Origin of the sequence: Embleya sp. NPDC020630, from assembly GCF_044334985.1 — a bacterium.
GTDB lineage: Bacteria > Actinomycetota > Actinomycetes > Streptomycetales > Streptomycetaceae > Embleya.
Genome location: NZ_JBIRUB010000012.1, coordinates 34,357 through 56,105 on the forward strand (window position 1 = coordinate 34,357; position 21,749 = coordinate 56,105).

At 71.7% G+C, this 21,749-nt stretch carries 18 protein-coding genes; 8 read left to right on the forward strand and 10 right to left on the reverse strand.

Annotated features, from left to right (window positions below; translation table 11 throughout):
- Positions 1–82: 82 nt before the first annotated feature.
- Complete coding sequence (locus tag ACH4XV_RS32620; RefSeq protein WP_395795920.1) at positions 83–2,785, reverse strand: immune inhibitor A domain-containing protein; 2,703 nt, start codon at positions 2,783–2,785, stop codon at positions 83–85.
- A 466-nt stretch (positions 2,786–3,251) separates the two neighbouring features.
- Here ACH4XV_RS32620 and ACH4XV_RS32625 point away from each other — a divergent pair, with 466 nt between their 5' ends.
- Entirely contained in the window at positions 3,252–3,770 is a 519-nt protein-coding gene (locus tag ACH4XV_RS32625) for a pyridoxamine 5'-phosphate oxidase family protein (protein WP_395795921.1), read from the forward strand.
- A gap of 22 nt (positions 3,771–3,792) precedes the next feature.
- On the opposite strand, the gene ACH4XV_RS32630 is transcribed toward ACH4XV_RS32625, so the two are convergent.
- Complete coding sequence (locus ACH4XV_RS32630) at positions 3,793–4,236, reverse strand: MarR family winged helix-turn-helix transcriptional regulator (protein WP_380012342.1); 444 nt, start codon at positions 4,234–4,236, stop codon at positions 3,793–3,795.
- Between the two features lie 119 nt (positions 4,237–4,355).
- On the opposite strand from ACH4XV_RS32630, the gene ACH4XV_RS32635 reads away from it, so the two are divergent.
- Positions 4,356–4,748: a nuclear transport factor 2 family protein gene (locus tag ACH4XV_RS32635; RefSeq protein ID WP_395795922.1), complete on the forward strand. Its 393-nt coding sequence runs from the start codon at positions 4,356–4,358 to the stop codon at positions 4,746–4,748.
- Positions 4,749–4,782: 34 nt separating this feature from the next.
- On the opposite strand, the gene ACH4XV_RS32640 is transcribed toward ACH4XV_RS32635, so the two are convergent.
- Complete coding sequence (locus ACH4XV_RS32640) at positions 4,783–5,961, reverse strand: citrate/2-methylcitrate synthase (protein ID WP_395795923.1); 1,179 nt, start codon at positions 5,959–5,961, stop codon at positions 4,783–4,785.
- Positions 5,962–6,073: 112 nt separating this feature from the next.
- Between ACH4XV_RS32640 and ACH4XV_RS32645 the strand changes: the two genes are divergently transcribed.
- Entirely contained in the window at positions 6,074–7,345 is a 1,272-nt protein-coding gene (locus ACH4XV_RS32645; protein ID WP_395795924.1) for a citrate synthase, read from the forward strand.
- A gap of 22 nt (positions 7,346–7,367) precedes the next feature.
- Here ACH4XV_RS32645 and ACH4XV_RS32650 read toward each other — a convergent pair whose 3' ends face one another.
- Entirely contained in the window at positions 7,368–7,955 is a 588-nt protein-coding gene (locus tag ACH4XV_RS32650) for a cysteine hydrolase family protein (protein ID WP_395795925.1), read from the reverse strand.
- A 94-nt stretch (positions 7,956–8,049) separates the two neighbouring features.
- On the opposite strand from ACH4XV_RS32650, the gene nadE reads away from it, so the two are divergent.
- Positions 8,050–8,910: an ammonia-dependent NAD(+) synthetase gene (gene nadE / locus ACH4XV_RS32655; protein WP_395795926.1), complete on the forward strand. Its 861-nt coding sequence runs from the start codon at positions 8,050–8,052 to the stop codon at positions 8,908–8,910.
- Positions 8,911–8,976: 66 nt separating this feature from the next.
- On the opposite strand, the gene katG is transcribed toward nadE, so the two are convergent.
- Positions 8,977–11,208, reverse strand: a complete 2,232-nt coding sequence (gene katG / locus ACH4XV_RS32660) for a catalase/peroxidase HPI (protein ID WP_395795927.1) — start codon at positions 11,206–11,208, stop codon at positions 8,977–8,979.
- Positions 11,209–11,643: 435 nt separating this feature from the next.
- On the opposite strand from katG, the gene ACH4XV_RS32665 reads away from it, so the two are divergent.
- Positions 11,644–12,054, forward strand: a complete 411-nt coding sequence (locus tag ACH4XV_RS32665; RefSeq protein WP_380033639.1) for a Fur family transcriptional regulator — start codon at positions 11,644–11,646, stop codon at positions 12,052–12,054.
- Positions 12,055–12,276: 222 nt separating this feature from the next.
- On the opposite strand, the gene ACH4XV_RS32670 is transcribed toward ACH4XV_RS32665, so the two are convergent.
- On the reverse strand, positions 12,277–12,864 hold the full coding sequence (locus ACH4XV_RS32670; RefSeq protein WP_395795928.1) for a GNAT family N-acetyltransferase: 588 nt from the start codon (positions 12,862–12,864) through the stop codon (positions 12,277–12,279).
- A 166-nt stretch (positions 12,865–13,030) separates the two neighbouring features.
- Here ACH4XV_RS32670 and ACH4XV_RS32675 point away from each other — a divergent pair, with 166 nt between their 5' ends.
- The gene (locus ACH4XV_RS32675) at positions 13,031–14,494 is read left to right on the forward strand and encodes a S41 family peptidase (RefSeq protein ID WP_395795929.1); all 1,464 of its coding nucleotides are present in this window, start codon (positions 13,031–13,033) and stop codon (positions 14,492–14,494) included.
- Here ACH4XV_RS32675 and ACH4XV_RS32680 read toward each other — a convergent pair.
- Positions 14,491–15,342, reverse strand: a complete 852-nt coding sequence (locus ACH4XV_RS32680) for a class I SAM-dependent methyltransferase (protein ID WP_395795930.1) — start codon at positions 15,340–15,342, stop codon at positions 14,491–14,493. The genes ACH4XV_RS32675 and ACH4XV_RS32680 overlap by 4 nt on opposite strands.
- 298 nt (positions 15,343–15,640) lie before the next feature.
- On the opposite strand from ACH4XV_RS32680, the gene ACH4XV_RS32685 reads away from it, so the two are divergent.
- Positions 15,641–16,591 (forward strand): hypothetical protein, encoded by a 951-nt coding sequence (locus ACH4XV_RS32685; RefSeq protein WP_395795931.1) that lies wholly within the window; start codon positions 15,641–15,643, stop codon positions 16,589–16,591.
- Between the two features lie 53 nt (positions 16,592–16,644).
- On the opposite strand, the gene ACH4XV_RS32690 is transcribed toward ACH4XV_RS32685, so the two are convergent.
- The 3 genes from ACH4XV_RS32690 to ACH4XV_RS32700 all read right to left on the reverse strand — a co-directional run bounded on the left by ACH4XV_RS32690 (position 16,645) and on the right by ACH4XV_RS32700 (position 19,387).
- Positions 16,645–18,063 (reverse strand): DUF2252 domain-containing protein, encoded by a 1,419-nt coding sequence (locus ACH4XV_RS32690; protein ID WP_395795932.1) that lies wholly within the window; start codon positions 18,061–18,063, stop codon positions 16,645–16,647.
- Positions 18,064–18,254: 191 nt separating this feature from the next.
- Positions 18,255–19,064 carry a hypothetical protein gene (locus tag ACH4XV_RS32695; RefSeq protein ID WP_395795933.1) on the reverse strand — a complete coding sequence of 270 codons (810 nt, stop codon included), beginning with the start codon at positions 19,062–19,064 and terminating at the stop codon, positions 18,255–18,257.
- Positions 19,061–19,387, reverse strand: a complete 327-nt coding sequence (locus ACH4XV_RS32700) for a PadR family transcriptional regulator (protein WP_395795934.1) — start codon at positions 19,385–19,387, stop codon at positions 19,061–19,063. The genes ACH4XV_RS32695 and ACH4XV_RS32700 overlap by 4 nt, the downstream gene beginning before the upstream one ends.
- A 136-nt stretch (positions 19,388–19,523) precedes the next feature.
- Here ACH4XV_RS32700 and ACH4XV_RS32705 point away from each other — a divergent pair, with 136 nt between their 5' ends.
- Positions 19,524–21,746 (forward strand): MMPL family transporter, encoded by a 2,223-nt coding sequence (locus tag ACH4XV_RS32705; RefSeq protein WP_395795935.1) that lies wholly within the window; start codon positions 19,524–19,526, stop codon positions 21,744–21,746.
- Positions 21,747–21,749 lie beyond the last annotated feature (3 nt).

Below are 21,749 nucleotides of genomic sequence, written 5' to 3' on the forward strand. Positions count from 1 at the left end.
CACGTACGTCGGCCCCCACAAACGGAGTTGCGTCGTGGGGGCCGACATCGTGCGGGTGGAGCGGGTAGGGCGGGTGGAGCGGTTACTTCCGTGCGGGGGCGATCCAGACGACGGCGCCCGTGTCATGCGGCAGCGGGGTGATCGGGAACACGGTCACGCCGTATGCCTTCTCCAGCCCGGGGTTGCCGTTGCCGGTCACCGAATCGTGGAACGGCTTGCCGTAGTTCGCGAAGTCCGGCGAGCCGTCCGGCTTGGTCACCTTGGTCGAGTACGGCGCCCGCGCCGGAACCACGGTGGAACCGTCGCGGTCCTTGCCCTCGAATCCGTTCGGGCCCGCCTGGACGCCCGGCGCGTAGCCGAACACGTCGGAGAAGAACCGCACCGGCTCCGTCTTGGCGAAGTTCGCGCAGTGGTCGCCGGCCCGGAGGCAGGCCTGGAATCCCGCGGTGTCCTTGAAGCCGAACGCCGCGTTCGCCGATTGCACCCGGGCCTCCACGTTGGCCGCCTCGTTCGACGGCAGGTGCGGGAAGCGGTACGGCTCGGGGTTCGCGTCGACGAGCAACAACTCGCCCTTGGCGCCGTACGACGGGCTCCGGTCGAGATAGTTGAGGATGCCGTTGTTCGGGTACTCGTTGTCCCGGAGCCACACCAGCATGCCCGGCGCGTTGTAGGCGAGCTTGGAGCGCTTGCCGTTCTCACCGAACGTGTAGGTGTACTTCAGGCCCTGGTCGAAGCCGGACAGGTTGCGCCATTCGAGCAGGTAGTACTGCTCCTTGTTGAAGGTACCGTCGGAGCGGATCCACCCGGCGCCCCGAGTGCCGGCGCCGACCGAGCCCGCCACGGGCGTCCAGCCGTTGTCGCCCTGCTCGACGTCGTCCGACCATACGGTGGTGCCACCGTTGGTGAGCGAGAAGTCGTCGGCGAGCCAACCCTTCTCCTGCGTCGCGGCGTCCGTGTCGACGCCCAGGCGCAGTTTGATGTTCTGCCCGGCGTACGCGGTCAGGTCCACGTGGTCGTGGCGCCAGCCGTTGCTGTCGCCGGTGAGCCCGGTGCTCTTGCCGAACCGGCGCAGGTTGCCGTTCGGGTCCGGGTAGTCCGGCGGGGTGGACACGAGCGTGCCCGCCTCGTCGCGGACCTCCAGCTGCTTCCACGTGGTGCCGCCGTCGGTGGAGACCTCGACGAAGCCGAAGTCCCAGTCCACCTCCAGCGAATAGTCGCTCCACCACTGGAACTTCAGGTCGGTCCCGGCCGGGACGGCGAGGTCGCGGACGAGTTTGACGTCCGCCCACTCCTGGTCGTTGTTCGAATACCACGCCTTGGTGCCGCTGTGCGGCGTGGAGAATCTGAACACCTTGTCGGGCAGGTTGACCCGGACCGCCTGTTGGGTGCCCTTGGGCGTCTTGGCCGCCTGGCCGAGCGTGGCGATGGTGGGTTTGTCACCCACCTTCAGGACCTGCGGTGTCAGCCAGCCGAGCGTGTACTTGGACCACGCGCTCATGTTGGCCGGCATCGACTGGAACAGCGGACCCGAGTGGGAGCCGCTCGCCATCAGGTCCCAGAAGTTGACCGAGGACTCGCCGCCGCTGAAGTTGTCGTACAGGTCCGGTAGACCGAGGTCGTGGCCGTACTCGTGGGCGAACACGCCCACGCCGGAGTCCTCCGGCTGCACGATGTAGTTCGCGACCTTGACGGTGTTTCCGGGCACGGTGTAGCCGCCCGCCACGGCGCTGGAGTGCGCCCAGATGGCGTATGTGCCCTCGGCGCCGCCGCCGGAGGACTTGTCCTTGCCCGAGTGCACCAGGACCAGGTGGTCGACCACGCCGTCGGGCTCCTGCGTGTTCCCGTCGTTGTCGGCGTCGCCGGTGTCCTCCTTGTCGTAGTCGGCCCACGGGAAGTTCGGCTGGCTGCGCGCGAGTTCGTTGACCGCGTCGATCGCGAGCGTGGCCGCGCCACCCGGGTTGTTCGGGTGTCCGCTCATGTCCTGCTGACGCTTGCCGCAGGCACCCGCGCCGTACCACGCCTCGGAGTGCGGGACCTTGATCCACGGAGTGGCGGTGCCGGAGACGGTGTACTTACCGCTCGACATCTCCTCGTACATGTTCTTCATCGTGTAGCCGGAGACGTCGATGCCCGGCTTGCCGTCGGGACCGATCAGGTCCTTGCGCATGCGCTCGGTGATGCCCTGCTTGGTGTAGAGCATCTTGTTGAAGTGCTCGGGGCTGAAGTCCTTGACCCACGGCGTGTTGTTGTCGTTCCCGGCCAGTGCCGGGTCCGGGATCGTGTTGTGCAGCGGGCCGTTCTTGATCGTGCCCGGCGGTTCCACGACACAGGAGGGATCCAGGACGCTCGCGCGGCGGTTGAACCCGGAGAAGTCGTCGTTGGCGTTCTCGTTGAACTCGACGAGAATGGTCAGCAGTTTGGCGTTCTGTTGTTTACCCGGCGCCAAACCGCTCTTCTCGGCCTTCAGTTGCTCCGGACTCTTGCCTGTGCGCTGGGCCTCGGCTTCCAGCAGGCGCAGTTGCCCCGCCGCGCGCGGGTTGCCCTCACGGTCCTTGGCGCCGCGCCCCTCCTTGGCCTTGCGGGCCTTGTCGGCGGCGGTCACTTCGCCGTCGACGCCGGTGCCCTGGGGGAACTCGGCTTCGACGGTGTTGAGATAGGTGTCCTCGGGTCCGGGGTTCCACACCGCCCTGGTGTTGTCCACACGCACGGGCGCGGCTACGGACGCGGCGCCGGTCACCGTGGAAAGGCCCGCGGCCACGAGTACGGAAGCCGACAGTAAAGTCACCGGGCCACGGAAACGCCGGAGGCCTCGCGGCGGCGTACCGCCGCGCCCGGGTATCGCTCGACTCAAGATGGTCTCCCCTTCCGCCCGGAAGGTGGTCCCGGACGCGAAGCGACGCCGATCAGGGTGCTGTGGTGCCTTACGCGCCCACGACGTCGAGCTGATTCGGCAGAGCCCGACCCCCACCTCCCGCCTGCCGTCGGGTCACGACGGAGACGGGATTTCGCGTCGGGCATCCGGACCCTAGATGCGCCTGTGACACCAGAGACAGGGGAGGCAAAGATTTTTTTATTAACTCTTTACCCGAGGCTCACGACAGCTCCAAGGAAAGGCCCGCATATCCGGGAAAATCGCGCGCACCGATGACTTCGCGGACCCGGGGCAGTCCTTTTCAAGGGGCCGCAAAGGTCCACACGATCCCGCCCGGACCCGGGCGGGTCCGCGCACACCGACACCCGGAGGACGCCCGATGTCCCAGCACGAACCGCGCACCCGACTGGACTCGCGCTACAGCCACCCCGACGCCGAGCCCGTGCCGTGGTCGGTGGCGGTCACCCGCCTGGCGACCGCCCCGGTGTTCTGGCTGAGCACGGTGCGGCCGGACGGACGACCGCACGTGACGCCGCTGCTGGCGGTCTGGCTGGAAAACGCGCTGCACTTTTGCACCGGCGCCGACGAACGTAAGGCGCACAACCTCCATACCAATGCGAACTGCGTGCTGACCACCGGCGACAACGCCTTGGACCGGGGCCTGGACCTGGTCGTCGAGGGTCGCGCCGTACCCCTGGCGGACGATCCGTCCCTGCGCCGCATTGCCGACGCCTACGCGGGCAAGTACGGCCCCGACTGGCGGTTCGAGGTCCGCGACGGCGCCTTCCACGGCAGCGGGGGCAATGTGGCCCGGGTCCTGCGGGTGGCGCCGACCACCGTCTTCGGCTTCGGCAAGGGCACGTACAGCCAGACCCGGTGGCGCTTCGACGCCGCGTGAGGTCGAACCCGGACCGCCCCGATCAGGCGAACGGACCCTCGGCGACGAAGCGGCGCAACGATCGGGCGAACTCCCCTGCCGCACCCGGCGGCCAGGTGTCCAGGCTCGCGGTGATGTGATCGGCCAGTCGGCGGCGCAGTTCGACCACCGCGCGCTCCCCCGCGTCGGTGAGCACGAGCAGCGCCGCCCGCCGGTCGGTGGGGTGCGGTTCGCGCCGTACCAGTCCGGCCTCCTCCAGGCGGGTGGCGCGGCGGGTGACGCCGGAGCGGTCGAGTCCGACATCGGGTGCCAGATCGGCCGCACTGCGCGGTCCCGTCCGGGCCAGCGCGCTCAGGACCGGGTAGGTCACCTCGTCCACGCCCTCGCCCATGCCCTCCGTCAACGACCGGTGCAGTCGCTCCCGTGTCGTCCGCCGCAACAGCAGGCCCAGCGCGTCGGCGATCTCGTATCCCACCTCATTGTCCACACCACGAAGGATAGCGTGCGCGGCGCACGCATATGGTGCTACGGTGTGCAAACGAAACGCGTGCGCCACGCACGCATCTCTTTCGTTACCTTCCGCTCACCAGAAAGACAGGACCTCCCATGGCCTCCGCAGGTATCGCCGCCGCGCTCACCGACCTGCTCTTCGACCGCGACCTCCCGCTCGCCGAGGCCGCCGACCGGCACTTCGCCCCGGACTACCGCCAGCGCACCGACGGGGAGTGGGCCGACCGCGCCGAATTCCTCGCGCACATCGCCCACTTGCGCACGATCGTGGCCACCGGTTCCGTCGAGGTCCACGACGAACTCCGCGACGGAACCCGCTACGCCGACCGGCACACGGTCGACATCACCAAGCACGACGGCTCGACCGTACGCACCGAGGTCTACGTCTTCGCCGACCTGGCCCCCGATGGTCGTTTCCACCGCATCGAGGAGGTCACCCTCATGCTCCGAGGCGACGAGGCCGACCGGAATATCGGCAGCGCCCGCTGAATCCGGCCGGCCCGACCCGGGCCCTGCCCGCACCTCAGCCGGTGGGCACCGGCTGAGGCGCGGGCGGCCCGGTGTACCGGGCGATCGGCCGGATGATCTTCGTGTCCTCGGCCTGCTCCAGGATGTTCGCGCACCACCCGATCACCCGACTCACCGTGAAGGTCGGCGTGAACATGTTCCGGGGAATGCCGCACAGTTCCATCACCACACCCGCGTAGAACTCCACATTGACGTGCAGTTCCCGCCCCGGCTTCAGCTCGGCCAGGATCTCGGTCACCCGTCGGTGCACCGTGCCGGCGAACTCCACCAGCGCGACGCCCCGCGCGTCGGTGTGCGGGGCGAGTTCGCGGGCCAGCTCGGCCAGCATCACCGCACGCGGATCCTCGGTGCGGTAGACCGGGTGGCCGAATCCCATGACCCGCTCGCCCTCGGCGATCCTGGGCCGTACCCACGCGTCGACCGCGTCGGGCGAGCCGATCGCGTCCAACGACTCCAGCGCCCGATCCGGCGCGCCGCCGTGCAGCGGACCGGAGAACGCGCCGATCGCCCCGGCCACCGCGGACACCAGATCGGCCCCCGAGGAGGCGATCACCCGCGCGGTGAACGTGGAGGCGTTGAAGCCGTGGTCGACGGTGGCGATCAGATACCGCTCGATCGCCGCCACCCGCTCGGGTTCGGGCTCCTCGCCGGTCACCAGGTACAGCCAGTTGGCCGCCGTGGACAGATCCGCCCGGGGCTGCAACGGCTCGGCCCCGGCCCGGATCCGGTACAGCGCCGCCAGGATCGTCGGGGTCACCGCCCCCACCAGGAGCGCGTCCGCCCGGCGCCGCTCCGGCGACGACTCCCACAGCGGCGGCAGCGTACGCGCGGCGCCGATCAGCGACAGCGCGGTGCGCAGTCCGGCGAGCGGATCGAAGCGCTCGCCCGCCGTGGCGATGGCGCGCAACACCGGGCGCAGCTCCTCGGGCAACACCCGCAGTCGGGCCAACTCGGCTGCGAACGCCGTCCGTTCGTCGGCCCCGGGCAGTCGGCCGTGCACGAACAGGAACCACACGTCCTCGAACGTCCGGGTGCCGGCCAGCTCGATCGCCGAGTACTGCCGGTAGTGGTAGAAGCCCTTCGCGCCCTGCACATCGCCCAGTTCGGTGGTGGTGACCACCACCCCCTTCAGCCCCCTGGGTACTTCGATCCCGCCGTCGACGACGACCGACATGACACGCCTCCCGCTCTGCGCACAGTTCCGCTTAGGCCACCTCGAATGTCGTCCCGACGATCAACTATCGTCAATGTTGATTGCCTCAATACGAGCGGAAGGCGGCGACGAAATGGCTGGTAGACGGGCCGTGCCGGGCGACGAAAGTGACCGGGATTACCTGACCACCGCCCAGGTCGCGCAACGGTTGGGGGTCAAACCCGAGACCGTGTACGCCTACGTCAGTCGCGGGTTGCTGACGAGCGTGCGCGAGACGCGACAGCGCGGCAGCCGGTTCGCCGCCGCGGACGTGGAGGAGCTGGCGAACCGGACCGGCGGCCGGCGCGCCCGCCCCGCCAACGGCTCGATCGAACGTATCCACACCCGGGTGACCCTGCTTGCCGACGACCGGCTCTACTACCGGGGCCGCGACGTGGCCGAACTCACCGGGTATCGCCTGGAGTCGGTGGCGCACTGGTTGTGGCGGGGCGTGGACCTCGCCGAGGTGCCCCCGTTCGAGGCCCCCGCCGGGCCTGCGGATCTGGTCCGGCGCACGGTGGCCCCGCTGCCGGACACCGCGCGACTCACCGACCGTATCCGGATGATCGTGGCCGCGGCGGGCACGGCCGATCCGCTGCGCTTCGACCTGTCGGAGCAGGCCGTGGTCCGCGCGGGCGAGGCGCTGCTCGCGATGATCGCGGACACGCTGCCCCCGTGCCCGGGCACGGCCCCGCCGACCGGGCCCTCCCTCGCGGCGCGGTTGTGGCCGAAACTGACCGCCCGCGCGGCGACCCCGGAGCGCATCCGGATGCTGAACGCCGCGCTCGTGCTCAAGGCCGACCACGACCTGGCGGTGTCGACGCTGGCCGCGCGGGTGGCGGCCGGCGCCCGGGCGGACGTGTACGCGGTGGTCTCGGCCGGGCTGGGGGTGTTCGACGGCCGGCATCACGGCGCGGCGATCGGGTTGGCGTACCGCTTCCTGCGCGACGCGCTCGACCCGGCGGGCGGCGGCCCGACCGGCGCGGTCGCCGACCGGTTGCGCGCCGGGGAGCACCTGCCGGGCCTGGGCCACCTGCTCTACGCCGAACACGACCCGCGCGCCGACCTGTTGCTCGGCCTGCTCCGCGAACACGCCGAGCACGACGAGCGGGTCGCCCGGGTGATCCGTGCCGTGGACGCGCTGACCCGCGAACCGGCGCCGCGCGCCGAGGTGTTCCCCAATGCCGACCTGGCGCTGGCCGCGTTGGCGCACGCGATGGATATGCGCCCGGACGCCGGCGAGGCGGTCTTCGCGATGGCCAGGTCGATCGGCTGGCTGGCCCACGCGATGGAGGAGTACCGACAGCCCGGTCTGCGCTACCGGGCCATCGGCGTCTACACGGGCACCCGCCCGCCGAGCCGCTGAGGCGCGGCGTCGACGGGTCGGCTCACTGCGCCTGCGCCTGCTCTTCCACCGCGCCGGCGACGGATTTCAGCCAGTCCTCGACCAGGGCGACCTCCACCCACTGCGGAAACAACTTCTCGGTCAGGAAGCGGTGCACCTCGGGGTCGAGGTCGAGGCAGCCGTCCACGAGCACGGTCAGGCCGAAGTCCAGGTCCTGCGCGTGACACAGGGTGTAGAGCACGACACCGCTGGTGGCGATGCCGGCCAGGACGAGACGATCGATGTCGCGCGCCCGCAGGACCAGGTCGAGGTCGCTGCCGGAGAATGCGCTGCCGCGTCGCTTGGTGACCACGACGTCGCCCTCGCGGGGCGCGATGGCGGGGTGGATCGCGCTGCCCGGGGCGCCCTCGGTGAACAGCCCCATCGCCGCGGAGTTGGTGAGCACCCGGTTGCGCGGACTCACCTCCGGCAGCCCCGGCCGCAGCCCGATCACCACATAGATCACGGACATGCCCGCCGCGCGGGCGCCTTCGATCGCCGCGCCGAGCCGGTCCAAGTATCCGGAGCCGTCGTCGGCCATCTCGACGATCTCCTGCTGTACATCCATCACAAGCAGTGCGCCGTTGCCCATGCGTATCGCCCCTCCCACCACGGACCGCGCGGCCCGTGAGCCGCCGACACCGCTCCCCGGCATCGGGTCGTGCCCCGCTCGGTACAGTACGGGGATGGCAAACCCCAGGGAGCAGATTCTCGCCGAACTCGGCGTGCGGACGGCCGTCGTGCCCAAGGTGGAGATCCGGCGCCGGATCGACTTCCTCAAGGACTACCTGCGGTCGACCCCGGCCAAGGGCTACGTGCTCGGGATCAGCGGCGGCCAGGACAGCACACTGGCGGGCCGGTTGTGCCAGCTCGCCGCCGAGGAGTTGCGGGCCGAGGGCCGTGAGGCGCGGTTCGTCGCGGTACGGCTGCCCTACGGCGTGCAGGCCGACGAGCACGACGCGCAGATCGCGCTGGGGTTCATCCGGCCCGACCGCTCGGTCACCGTGAACGTCAAGCCGGGCGCCGACGCGGTGGCCGCCGAGGTGGCCCGCGGTCTGGCCGAGTCGGCGGGCGGGGAGTCCGAGCGGGCGGGCGAGGAGTCCGAGCTGCGGGACTTCGTGCGCGGCAACCTCAAGGCCCGTGAGCGCATGGTGATCCAGTACGCGATCGCCGGACAGCTGAACCTGCTCGTGGTGGGCACCGATCATGCCGCCGAGGCGGTGACGGGCTTCTTCACCAAGTACGGCGACGGCGGTGTCGACCTCACCCCCCTGACCGGTCTGACCAAGCGTCAGGGCGCGGCGCTGCTCCAGGAGTTGGGCGCGCCGCCGAGCGTGTGGGAGAAGGTGCCGACCGCCGACCTGGAGGACGACCGGCCCGCGCTGCCCGACGAGGTGGCACTGGGTCTGACGTACGCTCAGATCGACGAGTACCTGGAGGGCGGCGACGTCGCGCCGGAGGTGGCGGGGCGCCTGGAGTCGACCCATCGCGCGACCCGGCACAAGCGGGCCCAGCCGGTCACCCCCGACGACGACTGGTGGCGCTGACCGCGCCGCGGCGGTTCGTGGAACAGCGTCCGGGTCGGCCCGCGTGGGCCGACCCGGACGTCGTCGTCACACCAGGTCGAACCGGTCCAGCTCCATCACCTTGGTCCAGGCGGCGACGAAGTCGGTGACGAACTTCTCCTTGGCGTCGTCGCTCGCGTAGACCTCCGCGAGCGCGCGCAGCTCGGAGTTCGACCCGAAGACCAGGTCGACCCGGCTGCCGGTCCACTTGACCTCGCCGGTGGCCGCGTCGCGCCCCTCGAACGTGTTCGCGTCCTCCGACGTCGCCTTCCACGTCGTGCCCATGTCGAGCAGGTTGACGAAGAAGTCGTTGCTCAGCACGCCGGGCGTGCTGGTGAACACGCCGAGCGACGACTCCTGGTGGTTGGCGCCCAGCACGCGCAGCCCGCCGACCAGGACCGTGGTCTCCGGCGCGCTCAGGGTCAGCAGGTTCGCCCGGTCGATGAGCAGGTACTCGGCCGGCAGCCGGTTGCCCTTCGCGAGGTGGTTGCGGAACCCGTCGGCGGTCGGCTCCAGCGCGGCGAACGACTCGACGTCGGTCTGCTCCTGCGAGGCGTCCACCCGGCCCGGGGTGAAGGGCACCTCGATGTCGACCCCGGCGGCCTTGGCGGCCTGCTCGACCGCGGCGCCGCCGGCGAGCACGATCAGGTCGGCGAGCGAGACCCGCTTGCCGTCCGTGCGACCGCCGTCGAACGCCGCCTTGATCTCCTCCAGGCCGTGCAGCACCGCGGCCAGCCGGTCGGGCTCGTTGACCTCCCAGCCGAGCTGCGGTTCGAGGCGCAGCCGCGCGCCGTTGGCGCCGCCGCGCTTGTCGCTGCCCCGGAAGGACGACGCCGACGCCCACGCGGTGGAGACCAGTTGGGACACGGTCAGACCGGAGGCGAACACCCTGGCCTTGAGGTCGGCGATCTCCTCGGCGCCGATCAACTCGTGGTCGACCGCCGGCAGCGGGTCCTGCCACAGCAGCGTCTCGGTGGGCACCTCCGGGCCGAGGTAGCGCACGACCGGGCCCATGTCGCGGTGGGTCAGCTTGAACCACGCGCGCGCGAAGGCGTCGGCGAACGCCTGCGGATCGGCCAGGAACCGACGCGAGATCTGCTCGTACGCCGGGTCGAAGCGCAGCGACAGGTCGGTGGTCAGCATGGTCGGCGCGTGCGTCTTCGACGGGTCGTGCGCGTCCGGGACGGTGCCCGCGCCGGCGCCGTCCTTCGGCTTCCACTGGTGCGCGCCGGCCGGGCTCTTGGACAGCTCCCAGTCGTAGCCGAACAGCGTCTCGAAGAAGCTGTTGTCCCAGCTCACCGGGGTTGCGGTCCAGGCGCCCTCCAGCCCGCTGGTGATCGCGTCGGCGCCCTTGCCGGTACCGAACGTGTTCTTCCAGCCCAGGCCCTGCTGCTCGATCGGGGCGGCCTCGGGGTCGGGACCGACATGGTCGGCCGGGCCCGCGCCGTGCGTCTTGCCGAAGGTGTGCCCGCCGGCGATCAGGGCGACGGTCTCCTCGTCGTTCATCGCCATCCGGCGGAACGTCTCGCGGATGTCGCGCGCGGCGGCCAGCGGGTCCGGGTTGCCGTTCGGGCCCTCCGGGTTGACGTAGATCAGGCCCATCTGGACCGCGCCGAGCGGGTTCTCCAGATCCCGGTCGCCGCTGTAGCGCTCGTCGCCGAGCCAGGTGGTCTCCGGACCCCAGTAGACGTCCTCGTCGGCCTCCCACACATCGGCGCGTCCGCCGCCGAAGCCGAAGGTCTCGAAGCCCATCGTCTCCAGCGCCACGTTGCCGGTGAGTATCAGCAGGTCGGCCCAGGACAGGCTCTGCCCGTACTTCTTCTTGACCGGCCACAGCAGCCGACGGGCCTTGTCCAGGCTCGCGTTGTCCGGCCAGCTGTTGAGCGGGGCGAAGCGCTGCTGCCCGGCACCGGCGCCGCCGCGGCCGTCGCTGATCCGGTAGGTGCCGGCGCTGTGCCAGGCCATCCGGATCATGAACGGGCCGTAGTTGCCGTAGTCGGCCGGCCACCAGTCCTGCGAGGTGGTCAGCACCTCGGCGATGTCCCGCTTCACCGCGGGAAGATCGAGCGCCTTGAACGCCTCGGCGTAGTCGAAGTCCGCGCCGAGGGGGTTGGCCACGGCGGGGTTCTTGGCGAGGATCTTCAGGTTCAGTCGCTCCGGCCACCACTGCCGGTTCCCACCGCCCTGGGTCGGGTGCGGTGCGCGCGTGTGCGCGACCGGGCAGCCCCCTCCGCCCTCCGTCTTCGCGTCTACGACGATTGCATCATTGTTCTCGGACATGGGAATCCTTCCGGACCAGGCGGATCGTGGTACTCGGGGCATGCGAGCGGTGCAACGTCGGGGGGAGAAGCCGGACTCGCCGGACGTGCTCGGCCCGGGAGCGTCGACAAACCTCTACGGTCGTGCGGTCCACGTCGGCGGCGACACGACGGATCGGCGGAACCGGGCCGCGTCGCGGTCGGTTCACCACGTGGTACGGGTCCCGCGCCGGCGGCCGACTTCGTCAGGCCGGCACCGCGCGGTTCCACGGCGGTGGTCCCGTCACGTCTCCGTCTCCTGCCGTAGTGGGGTGTTCCCGACTCTTGGCTATCGCCAGAACCGATCCTACGATGGACAGAGTCCAAGTCAAGATGTGCGCCAATTCCATATTCAAACGGAACCCGGACCTCCGCCGGTAAACTCGGGTCTCCACCGAACCTGAATAGGTGAAGCGATATGAGTGACCTGCTGGAGCGACTGCGCGCGCGTGGTTGGCGGATGACGTCGCAGCGGCGCGTCGTGGCCGAGGTCCTCGACGGCGACCACGTGCATCTGACGGCCGACGAGGTCCACGCGCGCGCGGTGGCGCGCCTGCCCGAGATCTCCCGTGCCACGGTCTACAACGCACTGGGCGAGCTGGTCTCGCTGGGCGAGGTCATCGAGGTGTCCACCGACGGCCGCGCCAAGCGCTACGACCCCAACGCGCACCGCCCGCACCAGCACCTGGTCTGCTCCCGGTGCGGCACCATCCGCGACGTACACCCGGCGGGCAACCCCCTGACCGACCTCCCCACCGACCAACGCTTCGGCTTCACGGTCTCCGCGGTCGAGGTCACCTACCGAGGGCTGTGCCCCGGTTGCGCGTAGCGCCTCCTTACCACACGGGTGATCGCGCCGAGCCACGGACGAGGGCGGATGCTCGACAGTAGGGTGGGGCGGAACGACCGTGAGGAATGAGGAGGCGATCGTGGTGGGCGACGCGCACGCCGAGACATCGGAAGACGCGCCGCTGTTCCCCATGCCAACTGGCCGCACCTGAGCGATCGCTGATAGCGACTCACGGGCGCACTGCCCGCCCCGTGCCTACCGTCACCCCTGGTGCAGCCAGGTGTTCAGGACGACCTGGCGGCCGGGGCGGTGGCGGGTGACGGGCTTGGCGTCGGTGAGGTGGAAGCCGGTGGATCGGGCGACGGCGATGCTGGGGGTGTTGTCGGCGGCGATGCGCAGGATCACCGCGTCGGCGCCGAGTTCGTCGCGGGCGTACTCCGTCATCAGGCGCACCGCGCGGCCGGCCAGGCCCTGGCGGCGGTGCCGTGCGCCGATTCCGTAGGCGATCTCCCCCACCCGACTCGGCCGCGCGGCCGCGGAGCCCAGGTCGATGTCGGGGCCGTCGGCGTCCGGGAACAGCAGCACCTCGCCGCACGGTTCGCCGCCGTCGAGGGTGATCGCGAGTTGGATGCCCCGATGCAGGGCGCGGGACGCGCGGGCCCGCGCCAGATACGCCCGCGCGGCCTCCGCGTCGAACGGCGATACCAACGGCGTCCATCGGTCGATCTCGGGTTCGTCGAACAGCTCGACCATGGCCGGCACGTCGTCGTCGTTCCACTCGCGCAGCCACAGCCCGTGGCCCTGTACGCGGATCTCGCTCGGCAGAAGGTATGCGGGTGATGAGGTCATGACCTCGATCCTGCCCCCTGATCCGCGCCGAGGCTACGCCCGCCGACGCGAGACCGCGCTTATCGGCTACCGGCCGCCGGGGGAGATGTACCGCCTCGCGAGAGGGAGTTCGTTCTCCGACCTGTGGTGGTGTCGAGGGCTCGTCGGGCCTGGAAGCGTGGTGCGCATGACCACACGACACGTGGGCCGCGTGTGCCGCGGCCGGTATCGACTCGTCCTGATGGGCACGGTTGTCCTGGCTCTGCTCGGTTCCGCAGGCGTGGCCGTCGGCGCGGAGCCGGCCCCCGCCTCGGATCGCGCCCCGGACGGGATCTGGCGCTCCGACGGCTACGGGACGGTCCTCACGATCGACGGCGGCGTATTGCGGCCGTACGAGACGACCGACCTCGGGTGTGTGCCCGGCACCCCCGCGTACCGGGAGCACGCACCGGACGGCTCCGTGCGGTTCCGCGCCCGCGACGCCCCCGACAGCTACTTCCCGATCACGGTACGCCGGCTCCCCGGGCGCCCCGAGCGGGCCGCCCTGACCGTCGAAGGCACCCTGGGCCGGCGCGAGTTGCGGCGCGTCCGCACGCTGCCGGCCGACTGCCTGCGGCCCGCGCCCGCCGATCCGCGGGCCGTCTTCGACGTGTTCTGGCAGACGTTCCGGGAGAACTACGCCTTCTTCGCCGAACGCGGCGTCGACTGGGCGGCGGCCCGGGACAGGTATCGGCCGATGGTGCGCCCGGACACCACCGACGATCGCCTCTTCGAGATCCTCACCACGATGGCCGAACCACTGCGCGACGGCCACACCTCCCTGCGGGCCCCGGCCCTGGACCGCTTCTGGCGGGTCGGTCGCCCCGGAACACCCGAGTTGGACCAGGCGTACGAGGACCGGATCCGGGCCTTCGTCGAGCGCCGCGACCTCGGCGGCACACCGTTGCGGACCTTCGCCGCGGGTGCGATCGGCTATGCCGAACTCCCGGGCCGGATCGGCTATCTACGGATCAACCGGTTCGTCGGCTACACCGGCGACCAGGCCCCGTTCGCGGTCGAGGCCGCCGAACTCGACCGCGCCCTCGACACGATCGTCACCGCCCGGCGCGCGTCCGGTCCCGACGCCTGGCACGGCCTGATCATCGACATCCGGGTCAACCTCGGCGGCTTGGACGACCTCGGCCGACGCGTCGCCGCCCGGCTGACCGACCGGGCCCACCCCGCCTACGTCAAGAGCGCCCGCGACGACCCGCGCGACCCCACCCGCTTCACCCACCCCCAGGCGTTCCGGATCGAGCCCGCCGCCGGCGCACCGCGCTACACCGGCCCGGTCGCGGTCCTCACCGGCCCCGCCACGGTGAGCGCCGGCGAGACGTTCGCCCTGGCCCTGCGCGAACGCCCGGGCCCCACCACCTTCGTCGGCGACAACACGCAGGGCATCTTCTCCGACATGTTCGGCCGCACGCTCCCCAACGGCTGGGCGTTCACCCTGTCCAACGAGCGCTACCTCTCCCCGACCGGCCGCGGCTTCGAAGGTGTGGGGCTGCCGGTCGACTTCCGCACCCCGGTCTTCACGGACGCGGAGTTCGCCGCCGACCGCGACTCGGCCTTCGACCGCGCGGTGCGACTGCTGGGCGGCCGCAATCCCTAACCGGTGGCCCCGCTCTGGGGGCTGCGGGCGGTGACGGTGAAGTAGTCGAGGGTGCCCTCGCGGTAGGCCAGGAGGAAGTTGTGCGGCCAGGTGCCGGGCGCCCAGGTGCGATCCAGCCAGCGGTCCCATCCGGGCCAGACCGACTCGCCGATCGAGGCGACCCGGATGTCGTCGAGTCCGGCGCGTTCGAGCGCGTCGGTCAACTCCGGGACGGTGTGCGGTACATCCAGGTCCTCGGCGAACGTGGGCAACAACTCGGCCGGCCGCCGCGCCCGGACCGGATCGGCGTCGGGAACGAGGAACGTGGCCACGACCATACGCCCCCCGGGCCGCAACACCCGCGCGGCCTCGCGGGCGAACGCCCCGAGGTCCCGGAAGTGCTGGGCGGCCTCGACGCTGTACAGGCAGTCGAACTCGCCGTCGCCGAACGGCATGTCCTCGGCCGCCCCGCGCACGAACCGCAACTCCCCGGGCCGGCGGGCACACACCTCGGCGGTGGCCTGCGCGGCCCGCCGCAACTGCTCCGGATGGATGTCCATGCCGGTGACGAGGGCGAAGCCGTACTCCTCCAACGCCACCGCGCCCCCGGCCCCCATCCCGCAACCCACCTCCAGAACCCGCAACCCCTCGCCCGGCGCCAACCCGTCCAGCACGTGCCGATACAGGGCCCGCTGGCCGGCGATGCGATCCTCCTCGGTGAGCGCCCGATCGAGATCGATCCCTTGCCAGTAGCCGAAGTTGATGAACCCACCGCCGAACAACCCCGTCGCCCCGAGATCCTCCGCCCCATAGGTCCTCTCGACCGCCGCCGGAATCACATGCCGCGCCCCACCGGACCCGTCCGTCATCGACCCCACCTCTCGACAGAAAGCACACCCACCCCCCGGTTGCCCACCCCACCCACCCCCCGAACCCGCCCCCCCGATTCCGCACCACCGGGCACCGCGTCACCCACACCGATCAACCGTCGTCGGACCACGCACGGCCGAGTCGCGCCGCGATATACGGACGGTGGGATTCCGGATCGTGGGGCATTGGTTCGACGGTGTTCAGGTGTGTGGTGTCTGGCGGCCATCGTGTTGCGCCAGGGTCTTGGCGGCCGGACCTGTCGGTACGGCACTGGCACGGCAGAGGAGTTCGGTGCACATGAGGTCGATGGTCCGAGGTTTGCGGTCGGCGGTACGCGGCGTGGCGGCCGGGGCGGCCTGCGTCGCGCTGTGTGCGACGGTCGGGCTCACGGGCACGGCGCACGCGGCGGAGGTGTCCGACGAGCAGGCGGCGCAGGCGAAGCCGGCGTTCCCGTCCGAGATCAAGGGGTGGCAGCCGATCGGGCGGTACGAGATCGACGCCGCGTCGCAGGCCCAGGGACTGGCCAACGTGCGCCCGCCTGGCGCCAAGCCCTACCTGTACTACACGGGCAACACCTCGATCCCCGCGCCGGTGCGCGAGCGGGGCTGGTCGCACATCGGCGACCCGGACTCCTCGCGCGGCTACCTGTTCGACGCGTACCAGGGCGGTGGCGACGCGACCGCGAAGATGTTCCGGGTGACCACGCCGTCGGGCGCGGCCTACGAGTACGTGCACCCGCTGGCGGCCGGCGAGGCGATGAACAACTCGTTCGCCGCGATCTCGCCCGACAGCCGCTGGATGGTCTCCGGTGAGTGGGACACGATGAACCGCCTGCTCGTCTTCCCCACCCCGCTGCTCAACCCCGCCACGGGGCGCACCGGTGGCGACCTCGCGCTCGCGGGCACCATCGAACTGGACCGTCCGGTCAAGGACATCCAGGGTTGTACGTTCCTGGACGCGAAGCGGCTGCTGTGCGCGTCGGACGACTCCGACCGGAAGTTGTTCCCCGAGGCCAAGCCCCTGTTGCAGATCGAACTGAAAAAGGCGCTGAACGGTCGCACCGTCACCGGGCACGTGACCTCGCTCGGCGCGCTTCCGCAGCTCAGCGCCTGCCCCGGCACGGCCGTCGACTTCGAGACCGAGGGCAACGACTACGACCGGCACACCGGTGTGCTGCGCGTCGAGATGATCCCGCCGCGCGACTGCGCCGCGCGCGCGACGGTGTACGAGTTCAAGCGCAAGCACTGAGCCGGTGGCGGTGGGTGGTGGGCCACGGGGCGGACGCCCGGTGGCCCACCGTCCTACGCGTTCTCGGCGGTGAGCCGGCCGGACTTCACCGCCGCGAGGAGCGCGGCGTGGTCGCGTTCGTTGCGGTCGGCGTAGGTTTCCGCGAAGGTGGTCACCGCGCGGTCGAAGGTGTCCCCGCCGCCCAGGTAGGCGGCCACGGCGATGCGGTCGCCGGAGCGGGCGTGCGCGCGGGCCAGGGTGGCGCCGCACAGTTCGCCGAACACGCGCATTCCGCGCGGCACCATCAGGGACGGTTCGGCGATGCCCTTCCAGTCGCGGAGTTGGCGGACGTAGAAGTCGCGTTGCCGTCCGTCGATGCCGTCCGCCCGTTCCCAGCCCAGGAGCATGTCGCCGGCGGCCTGCATCAACCGCTGGCCCGCGACGACCCGTTCGCCCTGGGTGGCCGTCTCGGCGGGGCCGACGTGCGCGGCCAGGACCGACTCGTCGGCCTCCTTGGCCTGGAGGATCAGCGGGTCGTCCAGGTCGCGGCCGAGCAGGAGCACGATCCAGCAGCGGGTGCCGACGCTGCCGACGCCGACGACCTTGCGGGCCATGTCCACCACGGTGTACTGGCCGAGCAGGTGGCGCAGTTCGGAGCGGAGCGTCTGCCGATACCGGTCGATCAGGTCGCCGATCCGCCCGGCGAGCGCGGCCCGTTCGTCGTCGGGCAGGAGTTCGGCGATCGGGGTGACCAGTGGCGGTGAGGAGATGATCCGCGGCTCGCCGTCGACCATGCGGGTGAGCTTCGCGAAGGCCTGGAGGCTGTCCCGACCGCGCGCCTTGCCCATGGCCTTGGACAGTTGCCGCCGGCCGCGTTTGTGCAACCGCCCGGACGCCAGCGCCCGGACCCGGTCCGCGTCGGCCTTGGCGTACCAGACGTCGAGGTTGCGCATGCCCGCGAAGCGGCGCATCGCCTCGCGGTAGGACCGTACGGTCGCCCGGACCACGTCGGCGCGCTCGGCGTCCGTGTAGCCGTTCTCGCGCCCCGCGATGACCAGGCTCGCGGCCAGTCGCTTCACGTCCCACTCCCACGGCCCGGGCAACGTCTCGTCGAAGTCGTTGAGGTCGAACAGCAGCAGGCGTTCGGGCGAGGCCAGCAGTCGGAAGTTGAGCATGTGCGCGTCGCCGCACAGTTGCACCCGCAGCCCCGAACTCGGCGTGTCGGCAAGGTCGCTCGCCATGATCGCGGCGGCACCCCGATAGAACCGGAACGGCGACTCGGCCATGCGCCCGTACCGGATGGGCACCAACTCCGGTACCCGCGACGCCGATTGCCGCTCGATCAGGTCGATCGGGTCGGGCCGCCGGGTCGGCGCGAACTCGGCGTGACTCGACCGCGGCGCGTTCGCCCGCGCCGCCCGGCCGCGCTCGGCGCGCTCCCGGGGTGTGGGCGGCGGGGTCGCGCGGGTACGGACTTCGGCCTTCGGCGTCATCGCAAGTCCTCCGGGGCCGCATCGAGGCACACGCGATCCGCGCGTGCGGCCGACGCGGTTCGCCCGAACGGGCGCCCCCGATCGCCTGGGCGGCCCGGGGGCGGGGACGGCACGCCGCCCCACCTCAGGAAACGCGTTGGGCCCGCTCCCGGCGAGCGGTGTGGCGCCAACGAGTGACGGCGGCGCGGCCGTCAGGGCCGGCGGGTACGCACGGGGCGGTGCGCGCGCAGGCGGCGCCAGGTGTCGGCCAGGTGTGCGCCGAAGGCGAGATTCAGCACGGCGGCCGGGGCGATCAGCGGCCAGGCGAGCGAGGCGGGGGCGGTGACGCCCCGGTTGACGACCAGCATGAGCAGGGTGGCCAGGACGAGGAGTACGCCGAACGTGGCGGTCGCCGCCTCGCGCAGTGGCGGGACCGCGCCGGGCAGGGCGGCCCGGGGGCCGGTCGCCGCGCGCAGTCCGGACAGCGCCGAGGCCGCGGCCAGGACCGTCCCGAAGGCGAGCAGCCCCAGGCCCGCGTCGAGGACGGGCGGTCGCCGCTCCCAGGGGCCGGCCGGGCCGGCCAGCATGGCGGTGGACCATATGGCCGCCAGCGCCGGCAGCGCCGCGAGGGCGGTCAGGACCTGGCGCCGCGCCCGGCGCCGGCCGGTGGCGGCGTTGTACGCCTCGGCCACGGTGGCCGGCGACCCCCACTCGGCCACGGCACGGCGGCCGGCCTCCTCCGGGTCGCCGCAGTCGTCCAGGTGCGCCTCGGCCGCCGCGAGCAGCCCGTCGAGCGCCTCGTCCAGGATCGCCCGACGCCGGGCCCGCGTGCCGGTCAACTGGGCGGCCAGGCGGCGAAGGTAGTCGTCGATCACGGCGTCGGGCAGGGCGGCGGGCACGCTGTCGGACGCGGCGTCGGGCACGCTGTCGGACGCTGCGTCGGGCCCGGCAGCGTGCACGGCCGGCTGCGCGGCGTCGGCCTCGGGCTCGTACCCGTCGCCGGGCGCGGGAGCGGGCCTCACGCGGGCTCGACCCCCAGCACTCCGGACACGACGTCGGCGAACTCCCGCCAGGACGAGCGCTGTTCGCTCAGTGCCCGCTGCCCCGCCCGGGTCAGCGTGTAGCTGCGCCGGCGCCGCCCTCCGTGCACCGACCACCGCCCGGCGATCAGACCGGCCGTCTCCAGCCGGTGCAGCGCCGGATAGACGGTGCCCGTCGGCAGCGTGATGTGCCCGCCGCTGCGGGACTTGAGTTCCTCGACGATCGCGTAGCCGTGTTGCTCGCCGGACTCCAACACGGCCAGGAGCATGCCTTCGAGATGCCCTTTGAGCACTTCGGCCTTCATGGGTCGGCAGGCTACACCGGCGATGTGTAGCGAGACTACGTGCCCTTGCCGATAGGTAGCGATGTTATGTATAGACTCCCGCCGTATAAGTAGCGTGGCTATCCATTCGAAACGGGGGACGTCCGTCGTGGAGACGATGACGCGTTGGGTCCTCGGACACCGGCGCCTGGTGATCCTGGTCTGGCTGGTGCTCGCCGCGGCGGGCATCGCCACCGTCGGCGACACCATCGATCGGCTGAGCCAGGGCTCGAAGTTGCCCGGCCGGCCCGGACAACAGGCCAACGACCTCATCCGGGAGCGCTTCGGCGGCACCGGCGGCCGCAACGCCCCGCTGCTCGTCGAGGTGACCGTCCCGGAGGGCCGCCGCGCGGACGAGGCCGAGGTGCGCGACGCGTTCGACGCGGCCGTACGGCGCGCCACCCCGCCCGGTGGCCGGCACGCGTCGTTCGCGACCACCGGCGACCCCGCGCTGATCTCGGCCGACGGGCGCACCGCCGTGGCCCTGGTCTACCCGCCCGGCGGCGAGGGGCCGAAGGCGTACGGCGACGCGCCGGCCCGGGTGCGGGCGGCGGTGGCCGGGATCGAGGTCGCCGGCGCGCCCGTACGGGTCACCGGCCGGCCGCTGCTGTCCGGACGCGACAGCGGCGCCGCCCGCAGCCCGATCGCCGAGACCCTGCTCGGCGCGCTGGGCGCGTTGGTCGTACTCGGCCTGACCTTCGCCGGCGGCCTGGCCCTGATCCCGCTCCTGACCGCCGCGATCGCCATCCCCACGACGTTCCTGCTGGTCGGCGGCCTGACCCGGGTCACCGACGTGTCGTTCATCGTGCAGTACCTGGTCGCCCTGATCGGCCTGGGCATCGCGATCGACTACGCGCTGCTCGTGGTGACCCGATGGCGCGAGGAACGCGACCGCGTGGGCGGGGCCGATCCGGGCGGACCCGATCCGGGCGGGCGCGTCGAGGCGATCGTGCGCGCCGCGACCACCGCCGGCCGCGCGGTCCTGCTCAGCGGCGCGACCGTCGCCCTGTCCCTGGCCGCGCTGGTCGTGCTGCCCGTACCGTTCCTGCGCAGCGTCGGCTACGCGGGTCTGCTGATGCCGCTGGTGAGCGTCGCGGTCACGCTGACCCTGCTGCCGGTGCTGCTGTACGTGTGCGGCGCCCGGCTGGACGTGCCGCGCCGCACTCGGCGTGCGGACGGCCGAGCGTGGTCGGCGATCGCCCGGGCCACCACACGTCGGCCGGTCCTGGCGGCCGTGCTGGGCGGCGCGCTGCTGCTCGCCCTCGCCGCACCCGCGCTGACCATGCGGGTGGGGCAGCCGCAGGTGACGGCGCTCGGCCGTGGCGGTGAGCCCGCGCGGGTGTTCGCCGCGATCGAGCGGGCCGGCTTCGGCACGGGTATCGCCCAGCCCATCGAGGTGGCGACCGACGGCGACGCGAAGGCGCTGGCCCGGCGGTTGGCGGCCGAGCGGGGTGTGGCCGGCGCGATCGCCCCCGCCGAGTGGGACAGCGGGGGCCTGCGGGTCGTGGAGGTGTGGACGGCCACGGACCCCGCCACCGACGCGGGTCGCGCCGCGGTGGGCCGGGTCCTGGCGGCGGCGCGCGCCACGCCCGGGGTGCACGCGGGTGGCGGCCCGGCGCAGGATCGCGACTTCGCGGACGCGGTCTACGGCTCGTTGCCGCTGGTCCTGTCGGCGATCGCGGTGCTCACGTTCCTCGTGCTGATGCGGTCGTTGCGGTCGATCTGGCTGCCGGTCAAGGCCCTGGTGCTGAACACCGTGTCGGTGGCCGCCGCCTACGGCGCGGTCGTACTGATCTGGCAGAAGGGCTACGGCAGCGAACTGCTCTTCGACACTCCGGCCACGGGGGCGATCACGGTGTGGGTGCCGATGGCGGTGTTCGCGTTCCTGTTCGGATTGTCCATGGACTATGAGGTGTTCATCCTGACCCGGATCCGCGAGGCGCACCTCGACCTCGCCGCCCGAGGGGTCCGGGACACCACCGAGGAGGCCGTCGTGATCGGCATCGGCCGTACCGGCAGGCTGGTAACCTCGGCCGCGCTGATCCTGTTCCTGGCCTTCGTCGCGTTGTCCACCGTCCCGGTCACCGACGTCAAGATCCTGGCCACCGCCCTCGCGGTCGGCATCGTGGTGGACGCGACGATCGTCCGAGGGGTACTCGCGCCCGCGCTGGTGACCCTGATGGGCCGGGCCAACTGGTGGTTCCCACACCGCGCGCACGGCCCGCGCGGCGGCCGGGATGTCGACGGACCGAAGCACGCGGACGACCCTGGCGTGGCCTCGGACCCGGCCCGTACCCTGAACCGGATCGACCCCGAACCCCCACGACCCGAAAGGGGCTGATGG